This is a genomic window from Bartonella sp. AP331QHHD (assembly GCF_042195905.1).
Lineage (GTDB): Bacteria > Pseudomonadota > Alphaproteobacteria > Rhizobiales > Rhizobiaceae > Bartonella.
Map to the genome: position 1 here is coordinate 1 of NZ_JBHIPG010000027.1, position 24387 is coordinate 24387.

Genomic DNA, 24387 nt, shown 5'->3' on the forward strand with positions numbered 1-24387 from the left:
TGCAAAAGTGACTGGTTATCACACCATTAGAGGTTTGGTACATGGCAATGCAAGGTTAAAAAGAGATGGTTATTCATATGTTGAACAAAACGTTTACTATGCATATGGGATTCCTGAGGATTGTGAAATTTATGAAAACGATACCGTTGTAAAGATTATTGAAAATAACGCTGCGTAAAGACGCGCGGGCGCGGCGGGGGCGCCCCTCTTTCAAATTTTCCCATTCCAAATTTTATCAAATGTTTATCACATTAAATTGTGAGGGTATCTCTATGTGCAAAAAATACGAATTAACCAGTGAAATCAAAAAAATCAAACATGCTCTTACTCGAAATATTATAAACCTTTATCGCATTAAAGCTTTAAAAGATTTTGATGATGTACAGGCGGGGTCTTTAGGCGGCTTTATTGAAAAGGAAGTTAACCTATCCCATGATGGTAATTGCTGGGTGTATGATGAGGCTTGTGTCTATGGTCATGCAAGAGTGTATGACAATGCAAAAATACGCCATTTTTCTCAAGTCTGTGGTCAAGTTTATGGCAATGCTGAGGTCTATGGAAAAGCTTTTATCTCTCAATATGCTAAAGTTTATGACCATGCTTTTGTCTATAGCAATGCTCATGTTTATGGCAATGTTTATGGGTATGCTCATGTGAATGGTAGTGCCCGCATTCTTGCTGATGCTCATATTTATGATCATGCGCATGTTTCTTATGATGCTACGGTTTTTAGTTATGCACGCGTTTATGGTCATGCCAAGGTTTCTGGCTTGGCTTGTATTTATAGCCATGCAAAAATTTATAATTATGCTGTTATTAATGGTCGTGCAAAGATTTATGGCAAGGTTTATGGAAATGCTTGTGTGAGTGGCTCTTGTGAGATTTATGGCTCTGTTTTTGGCAATGCTAAAATCTCATATTGTGCAACGATCTGGGGGCGTGCTTATGGCAATGCAAAAATCAACAAAAAAAGCAAAGTAAGGTTGGTTCCAAAAAATTGTGAGGTTTATGAAAGGGATAATGTTGTCAATATAACTGATAAAACAGAATAAAAAGAGACATGGGGGCGTGCATTCTTTATGGTTATAAACGCATATAAAATGCATTGCTATAAACATCTCATAAAAGATAGCATTCATAAAAAAAAGCCGTGCCAAATGATATGACGCGGCTTTCAAATAGCGTTTTTTATTGATTAAAATGAATCATCCACATGGAGTAATGAATGCATATATACAAAACGTATCATATTGCAAGCGCTCTATGAGAGATATGAAAACTTATCAAAAGAAACGTAAATGTGCGTATGATCTTTAATCACTCATTTGAATTACAGAGCCTATAAACGCTTGTTATGGCTATTAAACGTATCAAACAAATCAAAATGCTCGGTAGCTTTATCAATCCAATCAAAAGCAAATGCATATTAAGTGAATGTCTTGTAAAAACGTTCTTTTTACATTTGGAAGCGTTGGTTTTTACAAAGCAGCTTTTCATAAGAAAAATAAACAAACGCTTTTATAAAATGTAAGGTTTTCAAGATTTTGCTCTGCTGTGAAAGCTAAATCTTAATTTTCTCATAAATGAAACGTTTTTAAGAGCAAATGATAACTAAGTTATAACTGTAATAAAAAAAAGTTTTAACGTTTCTTATAAAGATCTCATCTTATGTTTCAAACGTTTAAACGTGCATTTAAAGAGGTTCTCATAAGCGTATTTGTACTTTTCATAAAACCTAATTTCTTTAAATATTAGCCGGTCCATTTTTGGAGGCATTATCTTAGAATAGAGCATTCTTTAAACATTACAGCTTTTGACTCAAAATTGAGTAAAAACCCATGTGAGATTACAATGGTTTTGAAGTTTTCTTGCTTGCGTTATATCATTAAAAAGCTTTCTCTTTCATAAGACATAACATTGTGATTTTCATTCTATATGTCATGATATTATATTTATGCTGATTACTTATCATTTTCTAAACTTTTAGAAAGCGTTTTAAAAGTGATCTTGTCTTTAAATCCTTTTATGCAATCTTTATAAATTAAACCTATAAGCTTATAAAAGTTTTAAATGATTACTTTCTTATAGGATACTATAACATCTTTAGATTTTGCGCTCCCCAATTTTGGGGACCGTTAATTTTGTTTTTATCATGCGATTAACAATCCAATCATTAAAACAAGATGTGATCTTTAAACGTATGTTATCGATAATTCCAAACAACTAAATTTTAAACAATGTGATTTGTACTGTGATAAAAACGTATCATAAGATTTATAAACTGTTATGAATGATAGCTGCTTTTCATTTCATTTGAATGCACACATGCGTTATAATATTTGTATCATGATTTGCTTTTTATGGTCTATTCATGCATGGCAATCTTATATAAAAAATGATCAAATGAATCATGCATAAAAGTGTGGATTCTTAAGTGGATTCATATAAAATAATTTCACACAACCTATTGACTTTATTGGTTTTTTATGCATAATATGTTATCGAACTTATGACCGGCAAAAGGGCGCCAATATTCCTGTACCACCAACGACTAACTAACGGTATTTCTTATCATTTTTGATCATATCCTCCACCCTTATTGTACATTTTATCAGCAAGATGTGCGCAGCAAGCCCGTACATTTACGCTGCTAAGTCTCCGTGTACGGTTTTCATTCTCAAACGCAAAATCATCTTTAGCCGAAGCAACTTGATATTGCAGCGCCGGTCCATAAAGCGTATGCACAATTGGTACCAAATATACACAGGGCAGTGCGCATTTTGGGTTATATTGTCATGAGAGAGATGACCAAAAACTTTATCCCAAAAGCATTATACTCTAAATTATCAAGAGCATTCTTCAATCCCCCTGAATAAGACCCGTGATAAACAGGGCTTGCAAGAATAACATCGTTAGCGTCTGCGATTGTTTTGACAAATGCATGCGTTTTAGCATCACAATGGTAATGACTTATAAAAACAACAACTTTTTTAAATGCCTCCTCAACGGCGTATGAATATAAGCACGTTTTTTCTCGTCATTTTTTAAGGTATTAAACTCTTCCAATCTACCGAACTTACTCTTAAATTGTAGCCGAATGATTTTAATAAACCCATATTATTTTAAAAACTCAACAAATAATATTGAGGCTACAATCAAAGACACTTCTTTTCAATATTAAGCAAGTTTTGTAACCTATATTGTTATCTCCATAGAAGTAAAACAGCCTCTATGGACGATGAGTAGCTAAGCCTTCACAGCTAGTGCTTTACAAGCGCTTTTATAACACTCACTCTGCCCCAAATATAGGATTGCATTTTATTAAATAACCCACGCGCATATAATTAAAGAGAGAAACGATTAAGCTTGCACCAATCATGCCAAGCCAATAGCCAATAAAGTCATATTCAAAAAAATGCGCCATTAGTGCTCCCCCAAATAGGCCTAACCCCCAATAACTTATTGCTACAACAATTGTTGACCAAAACGTATCAAGCAAGCCCACAAGTATGCCATTGAGCATAGCACCTAAAGTGCCAAAAGCAAAAGACAATAAAATGAACGGAAGCAACTTCCAAGAGAAAACAACAACGCGTTCTGAAGAAATATTAAAGATGGTTGTAAGGATGAATCCATAAGAGAGATAAACAATCCCTGATAAAAACAAGACATAAGCTACAGCAAAAACAGTGACACTCATACGCAGCTGTTTTAGAGCCATATTATTCCTATCTGCTCTATACCACGCTGCTATTGTCGCGGCTGCGCTGGAAATCCCCAAAGCCACCACAGAAATAAGCATATCGAGACGCATCCCTATCGTATGCGCGGCCAAAGATTCGACCCCATAAGCCGTAATCATAAATGCAATGACCGAAGGAAAGCCCTCCGCAATAAGAATACGTATACCAATGGGTAGCCCTACTCTCAGCAATTTTATTATTCGTAAAATCTCTAACTTTGGTCTCAAATAATTAAAGCGAAAAGAATGAAAAGCAGAATTGCGGGAAAAAATTATTGCTGCTGCAATAACAATTAAAATACGGATCAAACTGCTCGCAATTCCTGCACCAAAGACACCTAATCCGCTTGCAGAACCTATACCAAAAATAAGCGGCCAAGAGATAAGAAAATTCACGAGGATAGCCGCAAGCATAACCCAGGTTAACGGCTTTGGATTACCAATTGCTGACAGTAATCCCCGGCTATTCACATAAAGATAAAAAAACACCACTCCTATAGCAGCACCACTATTATATTCCTGCGCTATATTGGCAATTGTCCCATCTTGGCCGAGAAAACACAAAATATTCCTCGTGTTGAGTAAAATGATCGCACTCATTATTCCAATCACAAGTGAAAGCCATATTCCTTGATCAAACCATGCCTTTAATGCATATCTATCTTGTCTACGAAAACTTTCCGCAAGTTTTGGTGCAACCGCGGTAATAATACCTAGCCCAAACAACATAACAAAACTAAATATACTCAGAGCTAACATTGTACCACTCAAGGCTTGCACGCCTAAATGCGCTACAAGCGCTGCATCTGTGAAGGAAATCATCATCTGAGAGATAAACCCAACAGCCAGTGGCATGCCAAGAGAGAGCAATTGCTTCATCACAACAAACATTGTGAAATACCCTTCCATATTGAAGGGCATATTAAGCTCAGATCTTTTAAACAAAACACATTGATTTTTTCGGTAAAGTCTTTCCATCGCAAGTCTTGTGTAAAGGATGCATAATGAGAACGCATTAAGGTAAGAGGAGATGCCCAGTTCTTAAAAAAGAAGCGCAATGCACCTTTATTGGTTTTTTGTACAATATTATGCCCCCAAGCAACTACAGTCATTGATAAAAGATCCTCAGCGAGCCGTTTGTTCGTCTTGTATATCCATTTTTAGTATTTTTAATCAAACTTTTTGGTACTGCAAGTAATACACCTGTGCTAACCTTTGCTTACTCGCTGCTTACATACGTAAAAAAAACAAAGCCGACCAAGTTGTCAAAAAACACAGGCATTAGCATTTTTACAATCCATTGTGCCTATACACCAATTAAAAAAGAGCGTTTATGATACATAAGACACCTCGATGCCCCACCGCTCTACGATCTAAAATTATGAAACTTTAGTTCAACAACCAACGCACAATATTTTACGAACGCAAAAGCACCATCTAGCACTCACTAGGAGAGCATTCTATAACTATACGTACCATGTCCACATCACAAAACCTATAGAGACTTCATATGAATGATTGCCCTCCTCAAAAATAATAATTTTGGCCTCCTCCGAATCCAATCTGAAGTATTCATTTAACAACACATCAATATCATATCCTCTTGATATACTCGTTCGCGATATTTCTGGAGAATAACAGCACAATCATTTGGCGCATTCAAATCGGTAAGCATCTCTGCTAAAAACGATGGACAGCTATTAATTTCGACTCAATCCATATAAGATGACCCACACACTATTTTTTCCTGTGTCTTTATGTAAGTCATAGGCAAGTCCCTATTCAACTGTATCTTCACTCTCAGACCTCTTCGTTTTTTATTAACTTTTTATCAGTATAAAGCCAAGCCAAATTAAGCGGGATAATTGAACATATACAAACCAAGGCAAAACAAAAAGCTGCTTCTATACAAACATTATTTGCCAACCAACAATCAGCACAAGCGCTAAAATACCAAAAATACGCGCAAGAAAACTAACAATGGATAAAACCGTATTTGCATTCTTTTGTTGAATATGTTTAAAAAATTCTGCTTCAAACTGCGTCATAGGAACAGAAAAAAACTGTGAAATACGGTGAATAAAATAATAGGAGCCCAACTGTTTGCAACGAGAAGCAGAGCAAGCATAACAACAGCACTTAGGACGAGTGAGCACAAAGTTATCGCCATAGGAGCATATTTTTGCATAAGATATTTAATCACAAAGCGATTAAATAAGTATTTTACGAGAGTATAAGACACAAAGCACAGGCCAAGAATAAGAATTTTAGTCTTTCCTGTCGCATTGTCTAATACTCCTGTCTGTCCCAAAATAAAAGGTTGCCAAAAATGAAATATTGGCTGCAATGCAGCAACAATAAAACCACATATCAATATGTAATATAACCCAATTTTTGAGGTAACTAAATAAGTAAAAGCTTCTGTTGCATGCAACAAAGAACCCGAGTCTATTTACTGACTATCCGAAGCGGATGCAATACCTATCCCCGTCACCCGACTAAACAAGAATACAAGCACGAGAAACCCGAAAGAACAAAAATAATATGCCGACTGATAATTATCCATACACAAAACAATAAGAACACCTAGCGCACCAGCAACCATATTCATGAATGCCATCAGTTCCCGCTTATAGACGTTTACTTGGTGGTAGATCAAACTACCCTTGTATCCACCGCCGTCGATTAAGCCTTTAATCCATGTGCTATCAGCGCCAGAACATAAAGCAAAGCCTAAAGCATATATAATTTCTGCCGGAATTAAGACAGAAAGATTAGGCGCGTAAATAGATAAAAAGAAGAAGAGCGAAAAAAAGAAACATGATAAGATAACATTTTTTTAACGCCAATTTTATCTCCTAAAATCCCACAAGGCACTTTAAAAATACAAATAGCCGCGCTAAACACAATTTGCAATAAGGCTAACTGTGCTATACTAACGCCCATAGACAAGAAAAAAAAGCATGGAAGGAACCTGTAATCAGCCGAACCTCGCTCATTGCCCCACAGCCATAGAGCAACTTTTTAACTTCATAATCTATCGTCATTAATATATCCAAAAGCTATAAAGCTGGCAGCTTTTTTTGCCGCCAGCTTTGTATATTTTAAAACTTCAATTCATAGAAGCGCCTCAAGCAGCCATTTTCTGCTCACTTGCTCGGGCTTTGAGCGCAGCAACATCAACCCGTTTAATTTTTTTTCAGTGGTTTATACATATCTTTAGTTTTCATAACTTTACCTCCTGTATTAAATGAAAACAATTAAATTCAACATGAAGTGTACATTATAACTACCTTTTATCAATTTATTATTTTGATATAAAAAGCTTTTCTCCCCTCCCCCTTAAGTATTTCATGCTCCAATCATTCTGTAACAACCACCGCAGCACTTGGAAACTCATGCGCCCCTTCGGGCAAAGTACGCTTATATTCACGCCAATTTATCACCGGCTGGTCGTTAAACGCAACGCTCGTTTGCAGTGCAGCAAAATGCGCTTTGCCGCATTTAATCTTCAGTATTTCTTTAAGTCGCAAATCAAACTCGCTGTTTGCCCCTTTTGTCTCCAGCACAAAGTAAAGCTTTTGTTCGCCATCTCGCTCTAAAAAAACTGCCCAATCAGGCGTATAAGAACCAATGGGAGTGGCTATTTTAAAACTTCTTGGTAGTTTAAAAAACAATCTGACTTCAGGATCATTTTCAAGACTTTGTGCAAACTCTTTCTCCACACTGCTTTCATAAACCACATGATCATACACACTCTTCTCACTCACAACAGCTGTACGCTCTAAATTTGCCACAAGCTCTTCACTGGTAAAAAGCTCTTGCACACTATATTCTTGCCCGACCAGCTTTAAATATTTAATGCCATCAATTGTAAGATTAACATGGGTTTTATTGAGTATTTCTTCTATGCGCTCTAAAAAAGCTTGTGGATTTTTTACAAACTCATGCTCACGGCCACTCTTGGTCAAAATACCAATAATTGTCTTTGTGGTTAATTTCAGCTTTAAGGTCAAATAATGTACAATGTTCGGCAGTGCACAAAAACTATAATCAAGCGCACTCTGCTTTAATAACTGCTCTTCATAGGTCACACCAGCACTATCCAGTTCTATCTCTGCTGTCTGATAAACCAAATGCGCGGGCGCAACTGGCGCCATTTTTTCCACTGCATCCACTGCTTTGGCAACAAACTCTGTGCGATCAAGCTTTGCACGATAAGTGGTCTTTTTATTGATCTTCTCCCACAAGGCCAAAAACTCTGGTGAAGCCACTGTTTGCTTTTTAAGCTTAACCCGCACCTCGCGCGTAGCATTACGAATAATCGGCATGGCTTGGCTCGCTTCTAGCGCCTGCAGCACAGCTTGCTTCTGCCCTTTACTAAAACGTTCACTTAAATCTAACGTCCCAGTCGCCCATTGCGCTTTTAATGTATCTGTGATTTTTCCTGCTGATGTAAGCAAGGCTTTTTCACGCAACTCAACCAATATATCAGCAGCCTCTTGCGAAGACAGAATTTTTGTTTCCGTCACAGCTGTCATATAAATCAGATCTTGCAGCGTCTCAACATTAATAAGCGCGCCCGCATCAGTTTTTTTCACAATTTCTTGACGCAATTCGCGTGGCATTTCCTCCGCCCCTATAGCCTCAAATTCGCTCGCCACTAAATCTTGATCTACTTTAACGACACCCGCCTCATCAATAAAATCTTTTGCAACAAGTATTTTAACAATTTTTTGTGCTTGCGATACTTCCACTTTAGCGGCCACATATTTTACATCTTCATAAATACGGCCAACCAAATGCTCCATCTGCAATGTACCAAGTTTATAACCAATATCCGCCTCTAATTCTTTTTGCAATGTACTCACAAACTCAGCAAAGCTTTCATTCACCATGACATGCAGCACATTTATATCTTTATCTTCTACCTGTTCACCGTGTTGGTTTACGCACAAGCGCAAACCGCGACCAATCTTTTGCCGTGCGGTAAAATTCGATTTTTGCTCAATCAACATACACACTTGAAACACATTCGGATTATCCCAGCCTTCTCTCAAGGCAGAATGTGAAAAGATAAAACGCAAGGGGCATGCAAAAGATAATAACCACTCCTTATCACGCATAATCGTGTTATAAGTGTCATCATCAGCTTGGCTGTCGCCCTTTGTATCCTTATACACGCCTTTCTTGTCTTGCGAGAAATAACCGCCGTGCACATTTCGAACATTTTGCGCAAACTTAGTTCGTAAGGAGGCATATTTCTTTTTCGTCAACAGCTCTTCATAACATTCTTCAAACATACGCTCATAAAGTGCTGGCTCTTCATCAGAGCTACGATATTTAGCCACCTCATCAATAAAAAAAAGTGATAAAACTTTAATCCCTAAAGGCGCAAGCCGCAATTCTTTATCTAAATGTGTTTCTATAGTGCGATAAATTTGCGCGCGTTTAAGCTCTATTGTATTCACATCACCAAGGGCGTGGCCAAATTTGACAACTTCAGTATCAGAAAACTCAACAGCTTCATCCCCCGCCATGCAATTGATACCCGAAACAATATAACCCCTATAAAGCTCACGCCCGCCCGTAACGCGATACAGATCATCGCCTTGTCTCACTGTAACTGTTTTGCGGCTCACAGTGCCATTCTTTCCCGCAATATCCAACTCTAAGCGCGCCTTAAAGCCATGTTTGTGTGATACGGATTTCAAGGCAATATAGGGACGGTTAAAATCTTGCTCTATCTGATTAGAAGAGACACAAATTTGCTTTACCAGTCCTTTTTGATAAGCATCAACAGGTGTTAAACGATATAAAAGATTAATCTCCTCTTTATGCGTGGCACTATAGCGGAAAACACAAAGCGGATTAAGGCTCGCAATAGCCTCTTTCGCTTTTGCTGTACTATCCACCGATTGCGGTTCATCTATGATCACAATCGGATTTGTATCTTGGATATAGCGCATAGCACTTTCGCCATTCAGTCTATCTTGCGGAAGATTGATAATATTTTCCGCTTTTTTAAATGCATCAATATTGATAATCATAATTTCAATATTGGTAGAGCTTGCAAATTGGCGAATTTGCGAAAGATCTTTTGAATTATAAATAAAATAACGATAGGGCAGATTATCAAACTCTGCTTGAAAATGCTCCCTTGTTACTTGAAGTGATTTATATACCCCTTCGCGAATAGCAACACTTGGTACGACGATAATAAATTTGATAAAGCCATAGCGTTGATTTAACTCAAAAATCGTCTTGCTATAAACATAAGTTTTGCCTGTTCCCGTTTCCATCTCAATAGAAAACTGCTTTTGCTCTAGCGCCTTACTCGCCACGAGTTTATTGTTCTGTTGCACCTCTTGTAAATTTGCTAATATAGTTTCATCACTAATCAATAATTGATTACCATAACCAAATTCATTTAACGCTAATTGTCCTTGTTCTGAACACAAGAAAATAGAAGAATCTCGTCGTGGTTGGCCTTTAAATAAATCAATGACGCTTTTAACGGCATCATTTTGAAATTCTTGTTGTTTAAATTTAAGTTTCATATCGCCGCCCCAATCGTCTCTCTATAGTTTAAATTTTATCAAAACTTACTTCATTGTCTTTAAAGATAAAGTCGCAATTAATAAGCGCCTCATCACTTTTAAAGGCCGCATCAAGCGCTACGATTTTTACGGGCAAATACTTTATCATCTCTTCCGCATCTTCGGGGTCCAAGGGGGGGTCTATGGCTATAATCACTAAGACATCGCCTTCGCTCTCACCTATATAATAGAATTTTTTGCCATTGATTGGTAAAGGATAAATTTTTAAATCCAATGGCCAACCATATTTAAGTATGATCTCGAAGATAATATCTTGATGAGAGCGCTCGGAATTCACCCCCCGTAAAATATGATCCAAACGCATTTGCAATTGTTCTTTAACATCAAGTGCATTCGGATCAATCGGGCTATCGTCCCATATGGAAAAGTTGGAACTATCGAGCTCTAGCACGCGAAATCCGATGTCTAAAGGCTGCTTGCTTGTGAATTCTGCTTCATGCTTTTGCTTGATTTGTGCACCAGCGCGGCGAATACGTTCGCTACCTATATCGCAGATAGTTTTATAACCAGCCTTATAAGCTTCGCTCTTCTCATCACACAATTCAGGCAATTGCACCATGATGAATTTGCGATTGCCACCATCTTCGGCATTCAAAGCCATCACTGCATGCGCTGTTGTACTAGAGCCAGCAAAAAAATCGAGAATGATGTCGTCTTTGTTCATGCCGATTTGCATGAGCAATTTTATGAGTTTGGTAGGTTTAATATATTCAAACAATCCTTGAACATGCATTAATTGATCAATTTCACGTTTGGAAAAAGCGGTATCACCTGAAAACTCTCGTTTAAAAATTCCTGCAAATTCTTCATCAAAATTGGCATCGATCTCCTTGCCGAAAAAAGTCGTAGGAACCAACCCATCTTGAGTCTCATTTAAAAACCTTTTAATCATAGGATAGGATTCGCCTTCGCCCCATATGATCTCATCATTAGCAATTTTTTCTTTCAAAACTTTTTCGCTAAAAGCCCAATAACGCCCTTGCGGCCTTTTCAGAACCACCCCATTCGGCTTGGTAATTGTATAATTGGCCGCATAGGGTTTATGAGCCGTAATGGGGTCCGCTTTCCAAGGTCCCTTAGGATGATTATCAGGATTTTTATATGCTGAACTATCTGGTCGCGGTAACAGGTTTCTCTTGAAATTCTCCTTATACTTTGCGTAGCATATAATATATTCATGGCTGACAGAAAAATATTTCGCTGAATTCTTGCGCGTGTGAACCTTCTCCCACACCAATTGAGCAACAAAATTTTCTTCACCAAACACCTCGTCGCACACTTTGCGCAAATTATGCACCTCATGATCATCAATCGAGATAAAGATCACCCCATCGTCACGCAATAAGGTCTGTGCCAAAAGCAAGCGCGGATAAATCATATTGAGCCAAGCCGTGTGAAACCGCCCCATTGTCTCAGGGTTTGACTTCGTTGTCTGCTTGGTCACTTCCTTATATCGCGCCAATGGGTCTTTAAAATCATCATCATAGATAAAATCATTCCCCGTATTATAGGGCGGGTCTATATAGATCATCTTCACTTGGCCAAAATAAGCCCGCTGGATAAGTTTTAACACTTCAAGATTATCGCCCTTAATATAAAGATTATGTGTATTATCAAAGTTTACGCTCTCCTCGCGCTTCGGGCGCAATGTCGCTAGTGAAGGCTTTTGTGCAAGCTTTAAACTTGCTCCTTTGCCCTTCCATTCAAATTTGAACTTCTCAAAATCATTATCAATATATTCGCCGCATAGATTAAGAAGCTGATCTATATCCAGCTTTCCCTCAGCAAAACATTGCGGAAAGGCTGCTTTTAACTTTTCTATGTCTGGATTAACAGGGCTTTGACTCATGCCCTCTATTCTATCTTCACCCGCTATTATACTCATCTTTGCGCTTCTCCGTTACGCTTAGTATAAAATATGTCTATGAATATTTCTTTTGTACGTCGCAATTCCTTTTATCCTATTTATTTCTATATCCTCTGCAAATTTACTTTCATGAAAAGTGTCATATAAGCTGTTCTCTTTATTTTTTAAAGTTTCTTGTGCTTGTTTTATGTCTTTTTGCTTACGCAAGTCGGCTAGATCAATTCGCATTACCACATTTTGATCATTTTGCCTTTCTTTGATTTACTTTGAAAAAGCAATAATTTCGCGCCCTAAATTAGCCGCTGTTTGGCATAATAAAGGCGGTTATTTTATATTTTTTCTTGTGTGCTATTATGGCACTTACAAATATTATCAATAAGCTTATCAATTGGCACAAGCACATCCCAAATATGTCTATCTTTTAGCCTTGTCATATTTCTTACAAATCGAAGAGCTGTATCGTCAATTTGACGACATGCCACCATGGGTAATTTTAAAATTGCGTCACATGTGGCTTGGTCAAGCACATACAAGTACTATCACTGCCAACGAAAACATAAATTTCTTCATCATTTATTTTGACGCAATAAAAACCATTTCACAAGGGATTATGTCAGCATCCACTTCTAGTTCTCCCTTGTCCGCACAAGCAAGATTTGCTAAAATACCTTTCACGGTGTGTAAAAACACCCTCAAACGCCCACCAGCAAGCTGAAAATCCTTCCCATGCCATAAAACGCTTTGCCTTTATAGGTTTTATACTGTGTGTCAGATTCATAATAAAATATAGCTCTTATCATTTTATCCCTGAGTGATTTGTATTGCCTTATCAATCATATAATTAGACTCATGTACAAACCATGCTTTTACAATCTGCCATAGGAATGTATTAATCTCTTGCACTCGCTCCTTAAATATATTGCGGCATGATTTTTACATTATCAGCAACGTTGGTATTAATTGCCAACCTTCATGACGGTAAGCTTTAACAAAGCTTTCGTCTGCTTCTTTTTGTCGTCCCGTCAGTTAAACTCTTGCTTTAAACCTTCTTCGGTTTTACGTCTATATATAGCGCCGCGTATTGGTTTTATCGCTTGTTTAAGCACCTTTCTTGTCCCCAGTCATCCTCTCATCCCCGCCTTACAAGGCCAAAAAACAAATGGCCATTCCAATTGATGCCGGTAATATGCTTAGCAATAGCTTTCAAGCTTTTGTAAATCTTGCCCTCATTGATAGCCTTTTGACACCACAAGCACATGATGCGTTTGTCCTAAATAATCGTCACTGAAATAAGTGTGCCATAAGGCTTTGGGCTCCTACATTAACGTATACTTTACAGTGGCTATTTCTTGCTCTAATTGTTTACAACTCATTGTCTAATCCTCTCAACACAGGAATGTTCTATTTCCTCGATTAGTCCAGAAAATAGTGTGTGTTCACAAAGTTAGACAAAAATGCAATTTATTCTTTTTCATTGGATAGCTCAACTCCCTCCACGCTTAGAACCAATAAACCTAAGCTTATTGCTGCTATAAGTTTACCGCGCACCCAAAACGAGAAATTTATATCCTATTGAAAAAATAAATTTAGAAGATCCCTTCTTAAACAAAGTCTCGACTAAATAAGATGGTTTGAGCATTTTTAGCAAAAAGAGATAAAAATTCACTATCTCAAGGATCTTAACTACGTTATCGATCATACGCAAAAAAAGCTGAGAAGTGCAGATTTCTAAAAGAAATGAGAATAGTTTTATAAAGAGAAATGGTACTGCAAGCGATACATCGGTTCGAACGTTCTCTTTAAAAACACACCGTAATTACAAGCGGCTTCAAAAAACAGCCTTACTAATATAATATTAGCTAGAGGGTTACATGTATATCGCAATAATAATGCACTCATTCCCGCAAGAGTGCTCCACATATTATGGCGTAGACTGTATAAACTCTGCCGCTCTTGCATACTCAGACGTAAGGCCACTTAGTCGTATAGCAGCCGCAGTTTCAACGTAAAACAGCGGACGCTTCTGTATCATAATACTTGACAGAAGCATCAACAGCTAAGGATATAGGAACTAATTTATATTTTTTCGAAATGTTATATATAAATTTAATGAGCCGCCCCAAAACACACCACCAGTGAACCCACTTAAAAGACCAAAAAGAAGGTTAAAATCAAATGCATATTTCAAATCAGGTACAACCTTGAGAAAAACAATCAATGTGAATTTGATGACAAAAGCGATAAGAATAAATGTCAGCGTCAACGGCGTACCAGGCAGAATAATGAAATCCGTTCCTTCTTTGATTTTTAAACGCGCAGTAGCACGCCAGAGCAACCAGCCAACGCCAACGCCGATCATCAGCCCTGCCAACATTGAGACTGCTCCCCAGCGCAGGAACGCCAGCTCTTTAATCACATCGCTTGCGCCCAAAAAAAGAAAGACTAACGGCAATAGAAAAAGGCGGTTAACCTTCATTTCCCTATCTTTCAATGCGATTATTCCCCTCGCAATGAGAAAAATAAGCAAAATCCAGGCCCATAAAGGAGTTCCAGTCAGAATGTTAAACAATGACATATTATGCTCCATGATGTTTGATGCGATAAAAATATCGCATCATGTTAGGAAAATATTTAGAAAAAAAGATACCAACACAAACTAAACCCATATTGATCCACCAAAGCTGGGGAGTCCCTTCAAAAAAACATTGGGCAGCCCATTAGCAAAAAATATGATAACCCAAATCCATGTAATATATTTATTGATGAGATACAACATAATATGTCTACGTTTTTCCTCACAGACACCAGCACTGGCATAAAAAATAGTAAAGGGTTTCTTTAGTAAAAGGCTAATCAATTTTATCTTCACCCGCTATTATACTCATCACTGCATTTCCCCTTATGCTCAGTATAGAAGAATAGAATATTTATTTTCATGCATATTGCAAGCTTACTGTAAAAAAACAAAACCTTATAGGGGAATTATAGCGATTCTACTTAAACAGAGGCCTTAGGTTCGTATCACGCGCGCCACCCACAAGATGCATACCGACCATAAAATGAGCAATTTTATAACATATTGAAAAATAAATATAAATTGAGCGGAGACCTTTTTAAAAAAGTCTCCGCTCAATGAGACGTTTTGGCCATTTTGGGCGAAAAAGAGGAAAATACACCCGCGCAAGGCCTCGGCTCTGTTATCAGTCAAAGGCAAAAAACGCCGAAAACTGCGTCTTTTAACCGCTTTACAAAACACTGGAAAGGAGAATGAGAAAAGTTGTAAGGAAATCAATGGTACGGTTGGTGGGATTTGAACCTACGACCTCTGGTGCCACAAACCAGCGCTCTAACCAACTGAGCTACAACCGCATAAAATCAAATGTATCATAACTGTTCACGATTTCGTAAACATTTATTCTTTGCTTATGTGACATAAGGAAGATCAACAAAGTTTGCAAGCCCCTTTAAAAAAATCTCGCAATTTTTTGTGAAGAAAAAAGCGTTTTTTACAAAGGAAATTTTGCCCAATGCTCAAGACTATGATCACGATAGCCTTTTATGTTATCAACTCCATCTTGTTGCATCATCTGCAAAACCTCTTGCAGAATAGTTATGACAAGATTTGGACCTTCATAAACCATCCCACTATATAATTGAATCAAATCTGCACCAGCTTTTACTTTTTCCAAAGCAGTCTGTGCATCCTTTATACCGCCAACACCGATAATTGCAATCTCCTTCCCTAATTTTTGACGCATTTTTGCAAGCATAATAGTAGAACGCTCAAAGAGTGGACGTCCAGAAAGCCCACCCTCTTCATTACGGAAGTGACTATTGTTAAGACCTTGGCGTGAAAGAGTTGTGTTAGAAACAATGAGTCCATCAAAATCAGAAAGTTTTATTTCTTCAGCAACATCATCTAATTCTTTCTCTGATAAATCAGGAGAAATTTTTAAAAAAATGGGAATGGAGAATCCATGCTTGTTCTCTTGCTCATTTCGCGCTTGCGAAATTGCACTCAACAAAAGATGCAAACTGTCACGGGCCTGTAAATCACGTAAACCTGGTGTATTAGGAGAAGAAATATTAACCGTAAAATAATCAGCAACATCATAAAAATGAGCAATACCAACAGTATAATCATCAATCTTATCGACCGTATCCTTATTGGCTCCAATGTTGACTCCTATAACACCAGTTTTTTTACACGCATGCAATCTATTGTAAACAACTTGATGTCCGTCATTATTAAAGCCCATTCTATTAATAATCGCTTCATCTTCTTTTAAACGAAAAAGCCGTGGTTTAGGATTTCCAATCTGAGGCTTTGGTGTCACTGTCCCAATTTCAGTAAAACCAAATCCTAACCGAAAAATACCATCTACAACCTCTGCATTTTTATCAAACCCCGCTGCAAGACCAATAAAATTTTCAAACTCAAGACCAGCAACAGTTACACACAAACGTTTGTCGATAACCTTTTGACAACCATTTAATCCACTTTTCAGCCCAAGAATCGCTAAACCGTGTGCTTGCTCTGGATCCAACATAAATAAGGCAGAACGGCCAATACAACGAAAAAAACTCATCAATTCTTCTCCACAACATAAAAATGATCCATCGCACCTCACCTCTACCTTTTAACACAAAAGATTTCCAATCAAAGCAAGCATATTATCCAAATAATATTCCCCTTCTAGAAGAAAACTCATCACATAATAGCCATACATGTTTATATTGGTTATATTATGTAAAGAACTTTTTATTCTTAAAAAATGTTTCTCTTTTTCGACATTTTTTAAAGATTAAAATATGAATCCTAATCTTATAAAATTCAGCATGAATTGGAACATCAATGGCTCTTACCATAGTCATGGTTTTATGACGTCTTATGCAGGCACGCTCATAATTTTCTTAAAAATGCAGGCAAATTATCTCTATTCCCAAAGTTCCTTTGTGTAATATTGTTTTCAATAGAAACAAAGCTTGTTCTATAAAGCTATTTTTTCCTAGCATTTATAGGATACATAGTTCATAAAATCATCTAAATTCATACTATTGTTGCACTATTTATGAGCAACAGAATGTTCAATCAATTTGTACTCTATTGATAATCTGCGTTGTTTTCTTTGCCATTTCTGATGTATTAAATACAATTTTGCATCTATTAAGTGCTCTGCCTAACATATATTTTAAGTAATGACAGTTGATTATTGAACTCAAACATCATACCAACGACTTCCAAACCAAAATGATCTTGCAAACCCTAGAGCTCTGCTATTTATAAACTGATACAATCTTCCAGCAGATGAAATGTGTTTCTTCCATCCGAATTATCGCCATTTTAGCTCATGTAACCCATACAAATAGCTTTTAGATAAGCCATAATGCCCTCCTAATTGCTATTATCGCTTACTAAATTAAGAGGAATTAAATTATAAGTTTTACTCCTGTCTCATCTATCTATTTCTTCTATCAGTGCTGAAATATATTTTTTATTCCTAAATTCTCTTTTTATGACAAAATGTTATGCTAATATATGTACTTCATTTGAAAAGCTTTCTGATAGCTCAACTTTCTACACTACTTATTTTGTGGTATTGTGTAAAAACCTCTCTTTTTAATGTTAACATAAAAATCTTGAGGCAATTATATAAATTAAGCTACAGTTTTCTACTTTCTGTTGAAAAAGCAGATATAGTTTTTATCAAAAAAGCTTTTTTCTAGGAAATATTCTATGTACATTCAAATAGAGCCCTAAAGCTCTTTATTAAACCTTATAAAGTTCTTTGAAAATAATATTAATATCGTAATATAATCCTAAAAATAAAATCTGCCCTTTCCTTTTTCATCAAAAGCGGTAAGTAAATTACCGTATATCGCTTATATAAAGGGGAAAATGCAATGCTTAAAGAATTCAAAGAATTTGCCCTAAAAGGTAATATGATTGATCTTGCTATCGGTGTGATTATAGGGGGTGCTTTTGGTAGCTTGGTCAACTCAATTGTCAATGATATTTTTATGCCAATCATTGGGCTGATTACAGGTGGGATTGATTTTTCTAATATGTTTATTCAACTTGCTGGCGAAAAACAAGCAACATTGAGTGCCGCCAAAGCAGCTGGAGCAACCATTAGCTATGGACACTTTATTACTTTACTTATCAATTTTCTCATTATTGCTTGGGTTCTTTTTTTATTCGTTAAGGCTATGAATAAAATTCGTAGAAAAGAAGAAGAAAGCCCCAAAAAAACGTCTTCAGAAGAACAACTTTTAACAGAAATTAGAGATCTTTTGGCTAAGAAAAAATAATTTTATGCAAGATTTACATCATGGAACACGAGGAAAAAACATTTCCACAGTTGTTCCATGATTGGGTTTTGAGAACAGTAAAAATTGTCCCCCTCTTTCTTCCACCATTGCTTTACACATTGGGAGGCCTAAACCTGTTCCCATAAAAGCGCTATCACCAGATCGTCCATCTTTGCGCTCTACTTGACCATAAGGTTGCAGTGCCTGTATAATCTCTTCTTCGTTCATCCCTATACCATTATCACTCACTGAAATTTTTACACGTTCTTTTCTATAAGAAACGTGAACAATAATCTGTCCACCCAAAGGTGTAAAACGAATAGCATTGGAAAGAAGATTCCATATAATCTGGCGAAACACTTGTTGTGATACAGGAATAAATGGAACGTGAGGTGGAGCAACAATACGCATGATAATGCCGTTCTGATTGGCTTGAGTTTCAAGAAAAGCTATCGTCGCACGTAAACAAGATATTACATCAAATGTTTCAGAAATAAGGGAAGAATCAATCTGGTTATCGGAACCAGAATAATTTATCTTCGAGCACTCTAGTAATTGATTAATCAGCAATAATATATGTTTTCCAGAGGAAATAATATCGCGTAAATATCCATGATAGCGCTCATTTTCTATCGAACCAAAACGGCCTTCTCTCATAATTTCTGCAAAACCAATAAGAGCATTCAAAGGTGTTCGTATTTCATGAACAACTCCAACGATTTTATCCTCTTCTGCTTTTTTTTCTCCTGATGGAACTGTTTGTGTCCTATCACGCAACATAACAGCATAATTGCCTTGCTTTGCCAAAAATACAATCGTTATCAAAACGGTTATATTTTTATGATTTTTTGTCATTAAATCAGCGGTTTCACTGCGATTTAAAACCTGATTTTTTTCCTCCATACGGATTGATTTAAAATACTTTTCAACCAAAAGTCGGCTTTGCAAAGTAAATAATGAAGAGAATGGTTGTCCTCGTAGTTCATTTATTTCATAACCCATTAATGCTAAGGCTGCCCTACTCGCTGATTGAACAAAGCCCTCTTCATCCAACCATAAAACACCATCTGTTGCTGTATCCAACAATGATAAAACTGCAGCGGGCTCTTTTACGAGAGCTTGTTCTATAGCATTTACCGGCAATGTTTGTGCATATGGTAACTGAATAGCTGTTTCTTCAACTAAATTTTCTTCTTTTACCGATGAATTCAATTCATCACGCAATTGCTCTGCAATTTCACGAAAAGCTGAGCGTTCTATCTCCGTAAGACATAGCATTTCTGTTTCTAGCTTTTCATTTCTTTATTCTTGGACTTTTTTTTTGTATTTTTAAAACACCAAAGCCACGAAACCCCTTAAGCTGCTTTTTAACATCAAAAATTGGCAAAGCCGACAATTCAACATCAAGCCATTGTAAGCAACCATCAACAGGCCATTGAACAATCTCTTTACTCCAAGGCATAGCCGCTTCAATAAAACGACTGAGAACCAGATATCGATCATCATTAAATTGATGAGCAAGCTCATGAAAACTACACCCTAAAATAGAAGAAGAGAGAGGACCAACAACTTCAGCTAGCTCTTTTGAGACTTCACAAAACAAACCATTGTGATCGATTTCCCACGTAAAAGGCCGTGGCAAAAGCTCTGGTGTAAAACGAAAAGCTTCTTGCTGACATTTTAATTCATTTGTATTTAACTTTAACTCATCTGCTTTTAATGGCATAACTAAAACTAAAAAGTGTTGAATTTACTCTCAAATGAATAATGCTAATTTGTTTACAATTATCTATTCTGGTTAAAATAACTTGATATCTCATATCAATTGTCTGTAGCAAAATTTTGACTGTTTCATCAACAAAACAAGAATAAAAAGAAGCTTCCAGCTCTTGTTGCTTATTCACCCATTATGTAATAAATCTTGTTACAATAATGGTAACATCTCCCTCGCATAAATAGTACTCAAAAAGAATACACTTATTTTACACATTCATGCGCCTTTTTTGAAAAGATATCTCCCAAGATCCCCAAGCTTATTTTACGACGTCATCTGTAAATGGTGTAATGTAAAAGTCCCTATAGAGGATATCAAGGCATTGTGCATTACCATTTTTATACTTATAAAAGAGCTGGTTAGCACCATCATTATACTAATTTCAGCCCCTAATGTTACCAATAGTTCTCGGCATTTGAAGGCGTTCATAAGCAGCCTTTTTATTTTTTAACTTTTTTACTCCTACATTATTATGATACGCAAGAAAACGGTTTTAATTGTTTCAACAGAAACAGATTTGAAATGAGAAAATCTTACAATGTTTGAGACTTTTATTCACTGTGAATAATGATAAATTACTATAAATCAATATACTGCATTATCAAAATCTCTTTTTCAAATAAAGCTTCTCGTAAGAACATCTTTCTTGAGCCAATAATATCAAATGATAATAAATTCAGCGTGACGCTTTAAAGTATCCTATGCAACAGAACTTGCATATTGGGCATTTTTCTTATGATGCTCTCAATAATCTCCCAAAGATCTTTCTTTCATTAGAATCGCTACAAAAGAAAAAACAAAAAATATGCCACCGCACTATTTTATTAAAAAATTTCTCTGTAAAAAAGAGAACACAAATTATCTGTTTTCATATAAAGATTTGTTTAATTTCTTTATATTCCAGATCATTTAGAAATGTTAAAAACATCTCATAATCTCCTTTGATATCAGCTTGTTTACCTCATCAGAAGTCTTAATACAAAAGATCGCTTTTGCTTTATTACTCTCCATTTAAATTTTTAATATTATATAAAAAAATAAAACAAGCACATTTAAATAATAACTGTCAGATATTTAAAAAATTGCATATTTTTAAATGCGTTTGTTTATTTTCCTTCATTGAGTAAAATTTCACGTTTTCCAACATGATTAGCGGCTCCAACAATGCCTTTTTCTTCCATTCGCTCGACGAGAGAAGCTGCTTTATTATAGCCGATTGAAAGTCGGCGCTGAATATAAGATGTTGAACATTTTTTATCACGCATAACAATTTTTACAGCTTGGTTATAAAGTTCCTCACCCTCTTCATCAAAATTTTCTTCCTCAGAAATTTCAGCAGCTGAATCAGCAGAAGTATCCTCTTTGTTATCGTCTTCATTATCTGTTACCGTTGCTAAATAATCAGGTTTTCCTTGCATTTTAAGATGTGCAACGATGGATTCAACTTCTTCATCTGAGACAAAAGGTCCATGAACGCGCACAATGCGTCCACCACCTGCCATATGAAGCATATCCCCCTGACCTAAAAGCGTTTCAGCACCTTGTTCACCCAAGATCGTACGACTATCAATTTTTGATGTTACTTGAAAAGAAATGCGGGTAGGAAAGTTCGCTTTAATTGTACCTGTGATAACATCAACAGAAGGACGTTGTGTTGCCATAATAAGATGAATACCTGCCGCACGCGCCATTTGCGCTAAGCGCTGAATGGCATTCTCTATCTCTTTCCCTGCCACCATCATAAGATCAGCCATCTCATCAACAATCACAACAATATAAGGAAGCTGCGTGAGATCCATGGCTTCTTCATGATAAAGCATTTCCCCTGTTTCCTTATCAAAACCCGACTGAACAGTACACATGATTGTTTCGCCTTTTTGAGCTGCAAGTGCAACGCGTGCATTAAAACCATCAATATTACGCACACCCAACTTAGCCATTTTGCGATAACGCTCTTCCATTTCACGAACCGCCCATTTTAAAGCTGTTACTGCTTTTTTGGGATCTGTGACAACGGGTGTTAAAAGATGTGGAATGCCATCATAAACAGAAAGCTCTAACATTTTAGGATCAACCATGATCAAACGACATTGCTTTGGTGTCATACGATAAAGAATCGACAAAATCATTGTATTAATTGCAACAGACTTGCCTGATCCTGTTGTTCCTGCAACCAATAAATGAGGCATTTTTGCTAATTCTGCAATGACCGGTTCACCATTAATCCCCTTCCCCAAAGCAAGAGCAAGTTTAAATTCACTTTCACGAAAAGAACGTGTTTGGATTAATTCTCGTAAATAAACGGTTTCACGAACCGCATTGGGTAACTCAATCCCGATAACATTACGTCCAGGAATTACAGCAACGCGTGTAGAAATAGCAGACATAGAACGCGCAATATCATCAGAAAGATTAATAACGCGCGATGACTTTACGCCCGCAGCAGGCTCAAATTCATACATTGTTACCACTGGCCCTGGATGAACATGGATAACTTCACCCTTAATGCCAAAATCTTCCAAAACACTTTCCAAAAGTCCAGCACCACGTTCTAATGTTTCTTGAGGAATCATCGTACCTTCATGAAAAACAGGTTCCTGTAATAAGTTGATCGGAGGAAATTCATAAACATCACAGTCAATAGATTGAATATTTTGCATAAAAGCAGAATCATAATTACCTAATGGCATACGAGTAGATTGCAATGTTTTATTTTTACTGTTTGCTTGCATCACAGAAAAATCTTTTGAATTCTTTGTGACGGCTTTGTTTATACAATCAACAGTATTATTGGCGACAGTATTATTGCTATTTTCAGTCTCTATACTCGCCCCTGCATCGCTTAACGCGCCTGTATTACTTAACGTATGAGCAGAATCTTCAACAGAAAGATTAGAATGACTCTCTTTAGTAGTATCATTATTTGTATGCATTAAATCAGAAATTTTCTCAACACCTCGCATCCTTTCCGCTGGAGATTCTGATGTAATTGAATCATAGAGTTGTGGAAAGCGGTATTCAAGAACACGGTAAAGAGCCGTTATTGACTCATCAAAGGCTGTGGGAATATCTGGTGTAATTTCATTTGTCGTATCAATTGATATTCCATCCTCTTTTGAAGTTTGAGTCTCCACATGTTCAAATATCAAAGATTCACACTCAAAAAATGCATCATCGGAAAGATGCAAAGCAGGTTTTATTTTTTGTAGCACATTTTCCACTTGTAATTTACGTTCTTGTTTATCCTCCTCAAGTGGAATATTTGCTGACGGCATACGAGTAGTTTGACGTGACAACTGCTTCAAAACCGTTGAATGACAAACTGATGTTTTATTCTCTATTGATTGAGGATTAATGACTTTTTTTGTCGAAAGAATATTTGTTGTTTTCTTGTTACAACGTACAATATCTGTATCTGTAATTTTTTTTTGATCTTGCTTCGTAAAAATTTTAAACTGTTTTGCAAAAACTGGATCTGTTTCTATACGACGACGCAAAATCTCAACTTCTGGGGTTCTCGTGAAACGGACGTTTTTTCCGAGGGCAAATGCCTTTTTCCACACTTCCGGATAAGGAAATATCTCAGTAATCTTAACAGATAAATCTTCTCTTGATGCACCTTTTGTACCATCATCAGAAAAAGAAGACGTAGAAATAGATTTTGTTTTCGAATTATGCATGGCACCCAACAAATTTATAGCAATGAGAAAAATAACCTTTTCAAAAAGAATTCGTAGAAACTATCATACGAAGGTTAATAACCTTTTGCTGATGGTTACTTTTTAATGAAAAAAATAGTGCCATAATGCATATTCATAATCTGCCTTTTGCATATTTACGATATAAATTGCCTAGTTTATGGTGTCATAGAGCGCGTATTTCATTTGTTTTGAAGAAAACTTCATGATAAAAAAACTTCAAGAAAATTGTCTATGCCTCTCTTTCTCTCCCTTTTCATAAAAGAAACTAGTCTCAATAATACAATAAGCATTGCTCTATTGAACTCTCCATGCTCAATTATCACGATATAATCTAATTTCTCACGTTTTTATAAGATTATCCTTGTTATCCT

The 24387-nt window shown here is 36.5% G+C and carries 16 protein-coding genes and 1 tRNA gene; 3 read left to right on the top strand and 14 right to left on the bottom strand.

All coding sequences use genetic code 11. The features are described 5' to 3' along the window. Window positions 1-272: 272 nt before the first annotated feature. Window positions 273-1052 carry a hypothetical protein gene (locus tag ACFIMS_RS03130; RefSeq protein WP_375696383.1) on the top strand — a complete coding sequence of 260 codons (780 nt, stop codon included), beginning with the start codon at window positions 273-275 and terminating at the stop codon, window positions 1050-1052. A 1519-nt stretch (window positions 1053-2571) separates the two neighbouring features. Here the strand turns inward: ACFIMS_RS03130 and ACFIMS_RS03135 are convergent. The 7 genes from ACFIMS_RS03135 to ACFIMS_RS03165 all read right to left on the bottom strand — a co-directional run bounded on the left by ACFIMS_RS03135 (window position 2572) and on the right by ACFIMS_RS03165 (window position 12247). After that, window positions 2572-2745 carry a hypothetical protein gene (locus ACFIMS_RS03135; protein WP_375638007.1) on the bottom strand — a complete coding sequence of 58 codons (174 nt, stop codon included), beginning with the start codon at window positions 2743-2745 and terminating at the stop codon, window positions 2572-2574. 40 nt (window positions 2746-2785) lie between these two features. Continuing rightward, window positions 2786-2974 carry an NADPH-dependent FMN reductase gene (locus tag ACFIMS_RS03140; protein WP_375612108.1) on the bottom strand — a complete coding sequence of 63 codons (189 nt, stop codon included), beginning with the start codon at window positions 2972-2974 and terminating at the stop codon, window positions 2786-2788. A 315-nt stretch (window positions 2975-3289) separates the two neighbouring features. Continuing rightward, the gene (locus ACFIMS_RS03145) at window positions 3290-4633 is read right to left on the bottom strand and encodes an MATE family efflux transporter (protein ID WP_375681452.1); all 1344 of its coding nucleotides are present in this window, start codon (window positions 4631-4633) and stop codon (window positions 3290-3292) included. A gap of 1013 nt (window positions 4634-5646) precedes the next feature. Next, window positions 5647-5898 carry a hypothetical protein gene (locus ACFIMS_RS03150; protein ID WP_375638002.1) on the bottom strand — a complete coding sequence of 84 codons (252 nt, stop codon included), beginning with the start codon at window positions 5896-5898 and terminating at the stop codon, window positions 5647-5649. Window positions 5899-6194: 296 nt separating this feature from the next. Then, window positions 6195-6362, bottom strand: a complete 168-nt coding sequence (locus ACFIMS_RS03155; RefSeq protein WP_375631516.1) for a hypothetical protein — start codon at window positions 6360-6362, stop codon at window positions 6195-6197. 742 nt (window positions 6363-7104) lie between these two features. Then, window positions 7105-10302, bottom strand: a complete 3198-nt coding sequence (locus ACFIMS_RS03160) for a DEAD/DEAH box helicase family protein (RefSeq protein ID WP_375638000.1) — start codon at window positions 10300-10302, stop codon at window positions 7105-7107. A gap of 28 nt (window positions 10303-10330) precedes the next feature. Further along, complete coding sequence (locus ACFIMS_RS03165; RefSeq protein WP_375637998.1) at window positions 10331-12247, bottom strand: site-specific DNA-methyltransferase; 1917 nt, start codon at window positions 12245-12247, stop codon at window positions 10331-10333. A 370-nt stretch (window positions 12248-12617) separates the two neighbouring features. On the opposite strand from ACFIMS_RS03165, the gene ACFIMS_RS03170 reads away from it, so the two are divergent. Then, the gene (locus ACFIMS_RS03170; protein WP_375637995.1) at window positions 12618-12944 is read left to right on the top strand and encodes a hypothetical protein; all 327 of its coding nucleotides are present in this window, start codon (window positions 12618-12620) and stop codon (window positions 12942-12944) included. A gap of 414 nt (window positions 12945-13358) precedes the next feature. Here the strand turns inward: ACFIMS_RS03170 and ACFIMS_RS03175 are convergent, their stop codons facing one another. The 4 genes from ACFIMS_RS03175 to ACFIMS_RS03190 all read right to left on the bottom strand — a co-directional run bounded on the left by ACFIMS_RS03175 (window position 13359) and on the right by ACFIMS_RS03190 (window position 16818). Next, window positions 13359-13487, bottom strand: coding sequence for a DUF2924 domain-containing protein (locus ACFIMS_RS03175; RefSeq protein WP_375631508.1), 129 nt, complete (start codon window positions 13485-13487; stop codon window positions 13359-13361). Window positions 13488-14300: 813 nt separating this feature from the next. After that, window positions 14301-14804, bottom strand: a complete 504-nt coding sequence (locus ACFIMS_RS03180) for a hypothetical protein (RefSeq protein WP_375681453.1) — start codon at window positions 14802-14804, stop codon at window positions 14301-14303. Between the two features lie 717 nt (window positions 14805-15521). Further along, window positions 15522-15598, bottom strand: a tRNA-His gene (locus ACFIMS_RS03185). A gap of 137 nt (window positions 15599-15735) precedes the next feature. Next, the gene (locus tag ACFIMS_RS03190) at window positions 15736-16818 is read right to left on the bottom strand and encodes a quinone-dependent dihydroorotate dehydrogenase (RefSeq protein ID WP_375627812.1); all 1083 of its coding nucleotides are present in this window, start codon (window positions 16816-16818) and stop codon (window positions 15736-15738) included. Window positions 16819-18133: 1315 nt separating this feature from the next. Here ACFIMS_RS03190 and mscL point away from each other — a divergent pair. Beyond that, window positions 18134-18541: a large conductance mechanosensitive channel protein MscL gene (mscL, locus tag ACFIMS_RS03195; RefSeq protein ID WP_026500234.1), complete on the top strand. Its 408-nt coding sequence runs from the start codon at window positions 18134-18136 to the stop codon at window positions 18539-18541. An 18-nt stretch (window positions 18542-18559) separates the two neighbouring features. Here the strand turns inward: mscL and ACFIMS_RS03200 are convergent, their stop codons facing one another. The 3 genes from ACFIMS_RS03200 to ACFIMS_RS03210 form a co-directional block, all read right to left on the bottom strand. Then, window positions 18560-19819: a sensor histidine kinase gene (locus tag ACFIMS_RS03200; protein WP_375696384.1), complete on the bottom strand. Its 1260-nt coding sequence runs from the start codon at window positions 19817-19819 to the stop codon at window positions 18560-18562. A 16-nt stretch (window positions 19820-19835) separates the two neighbouring features. Beyond that, a complete protein-coding gene (locus tag ACFIMS_RS03205; RefSeq protein ID WP_375696385.1) occupies window positions 19836-20267 on the bottom strand; it encodes a hypothetical protein in 432 nt (143 codons plus the stop codon). A 1154-nt stretch (window positions 20268-21421) separates the two neighbouring features. Next, complete coding sequence (locus ACFIMS_RS03210; RefSeq protein ID WP_375613712.1) at window positions 21422-23995, bottom strand: DNA translocase FtsK; 2574 nt, start codon at window positions 23993-23995, stop codon at window positions 21422-21424. Window positions 23996-24387: the final 392 nt, after the last annotated feature.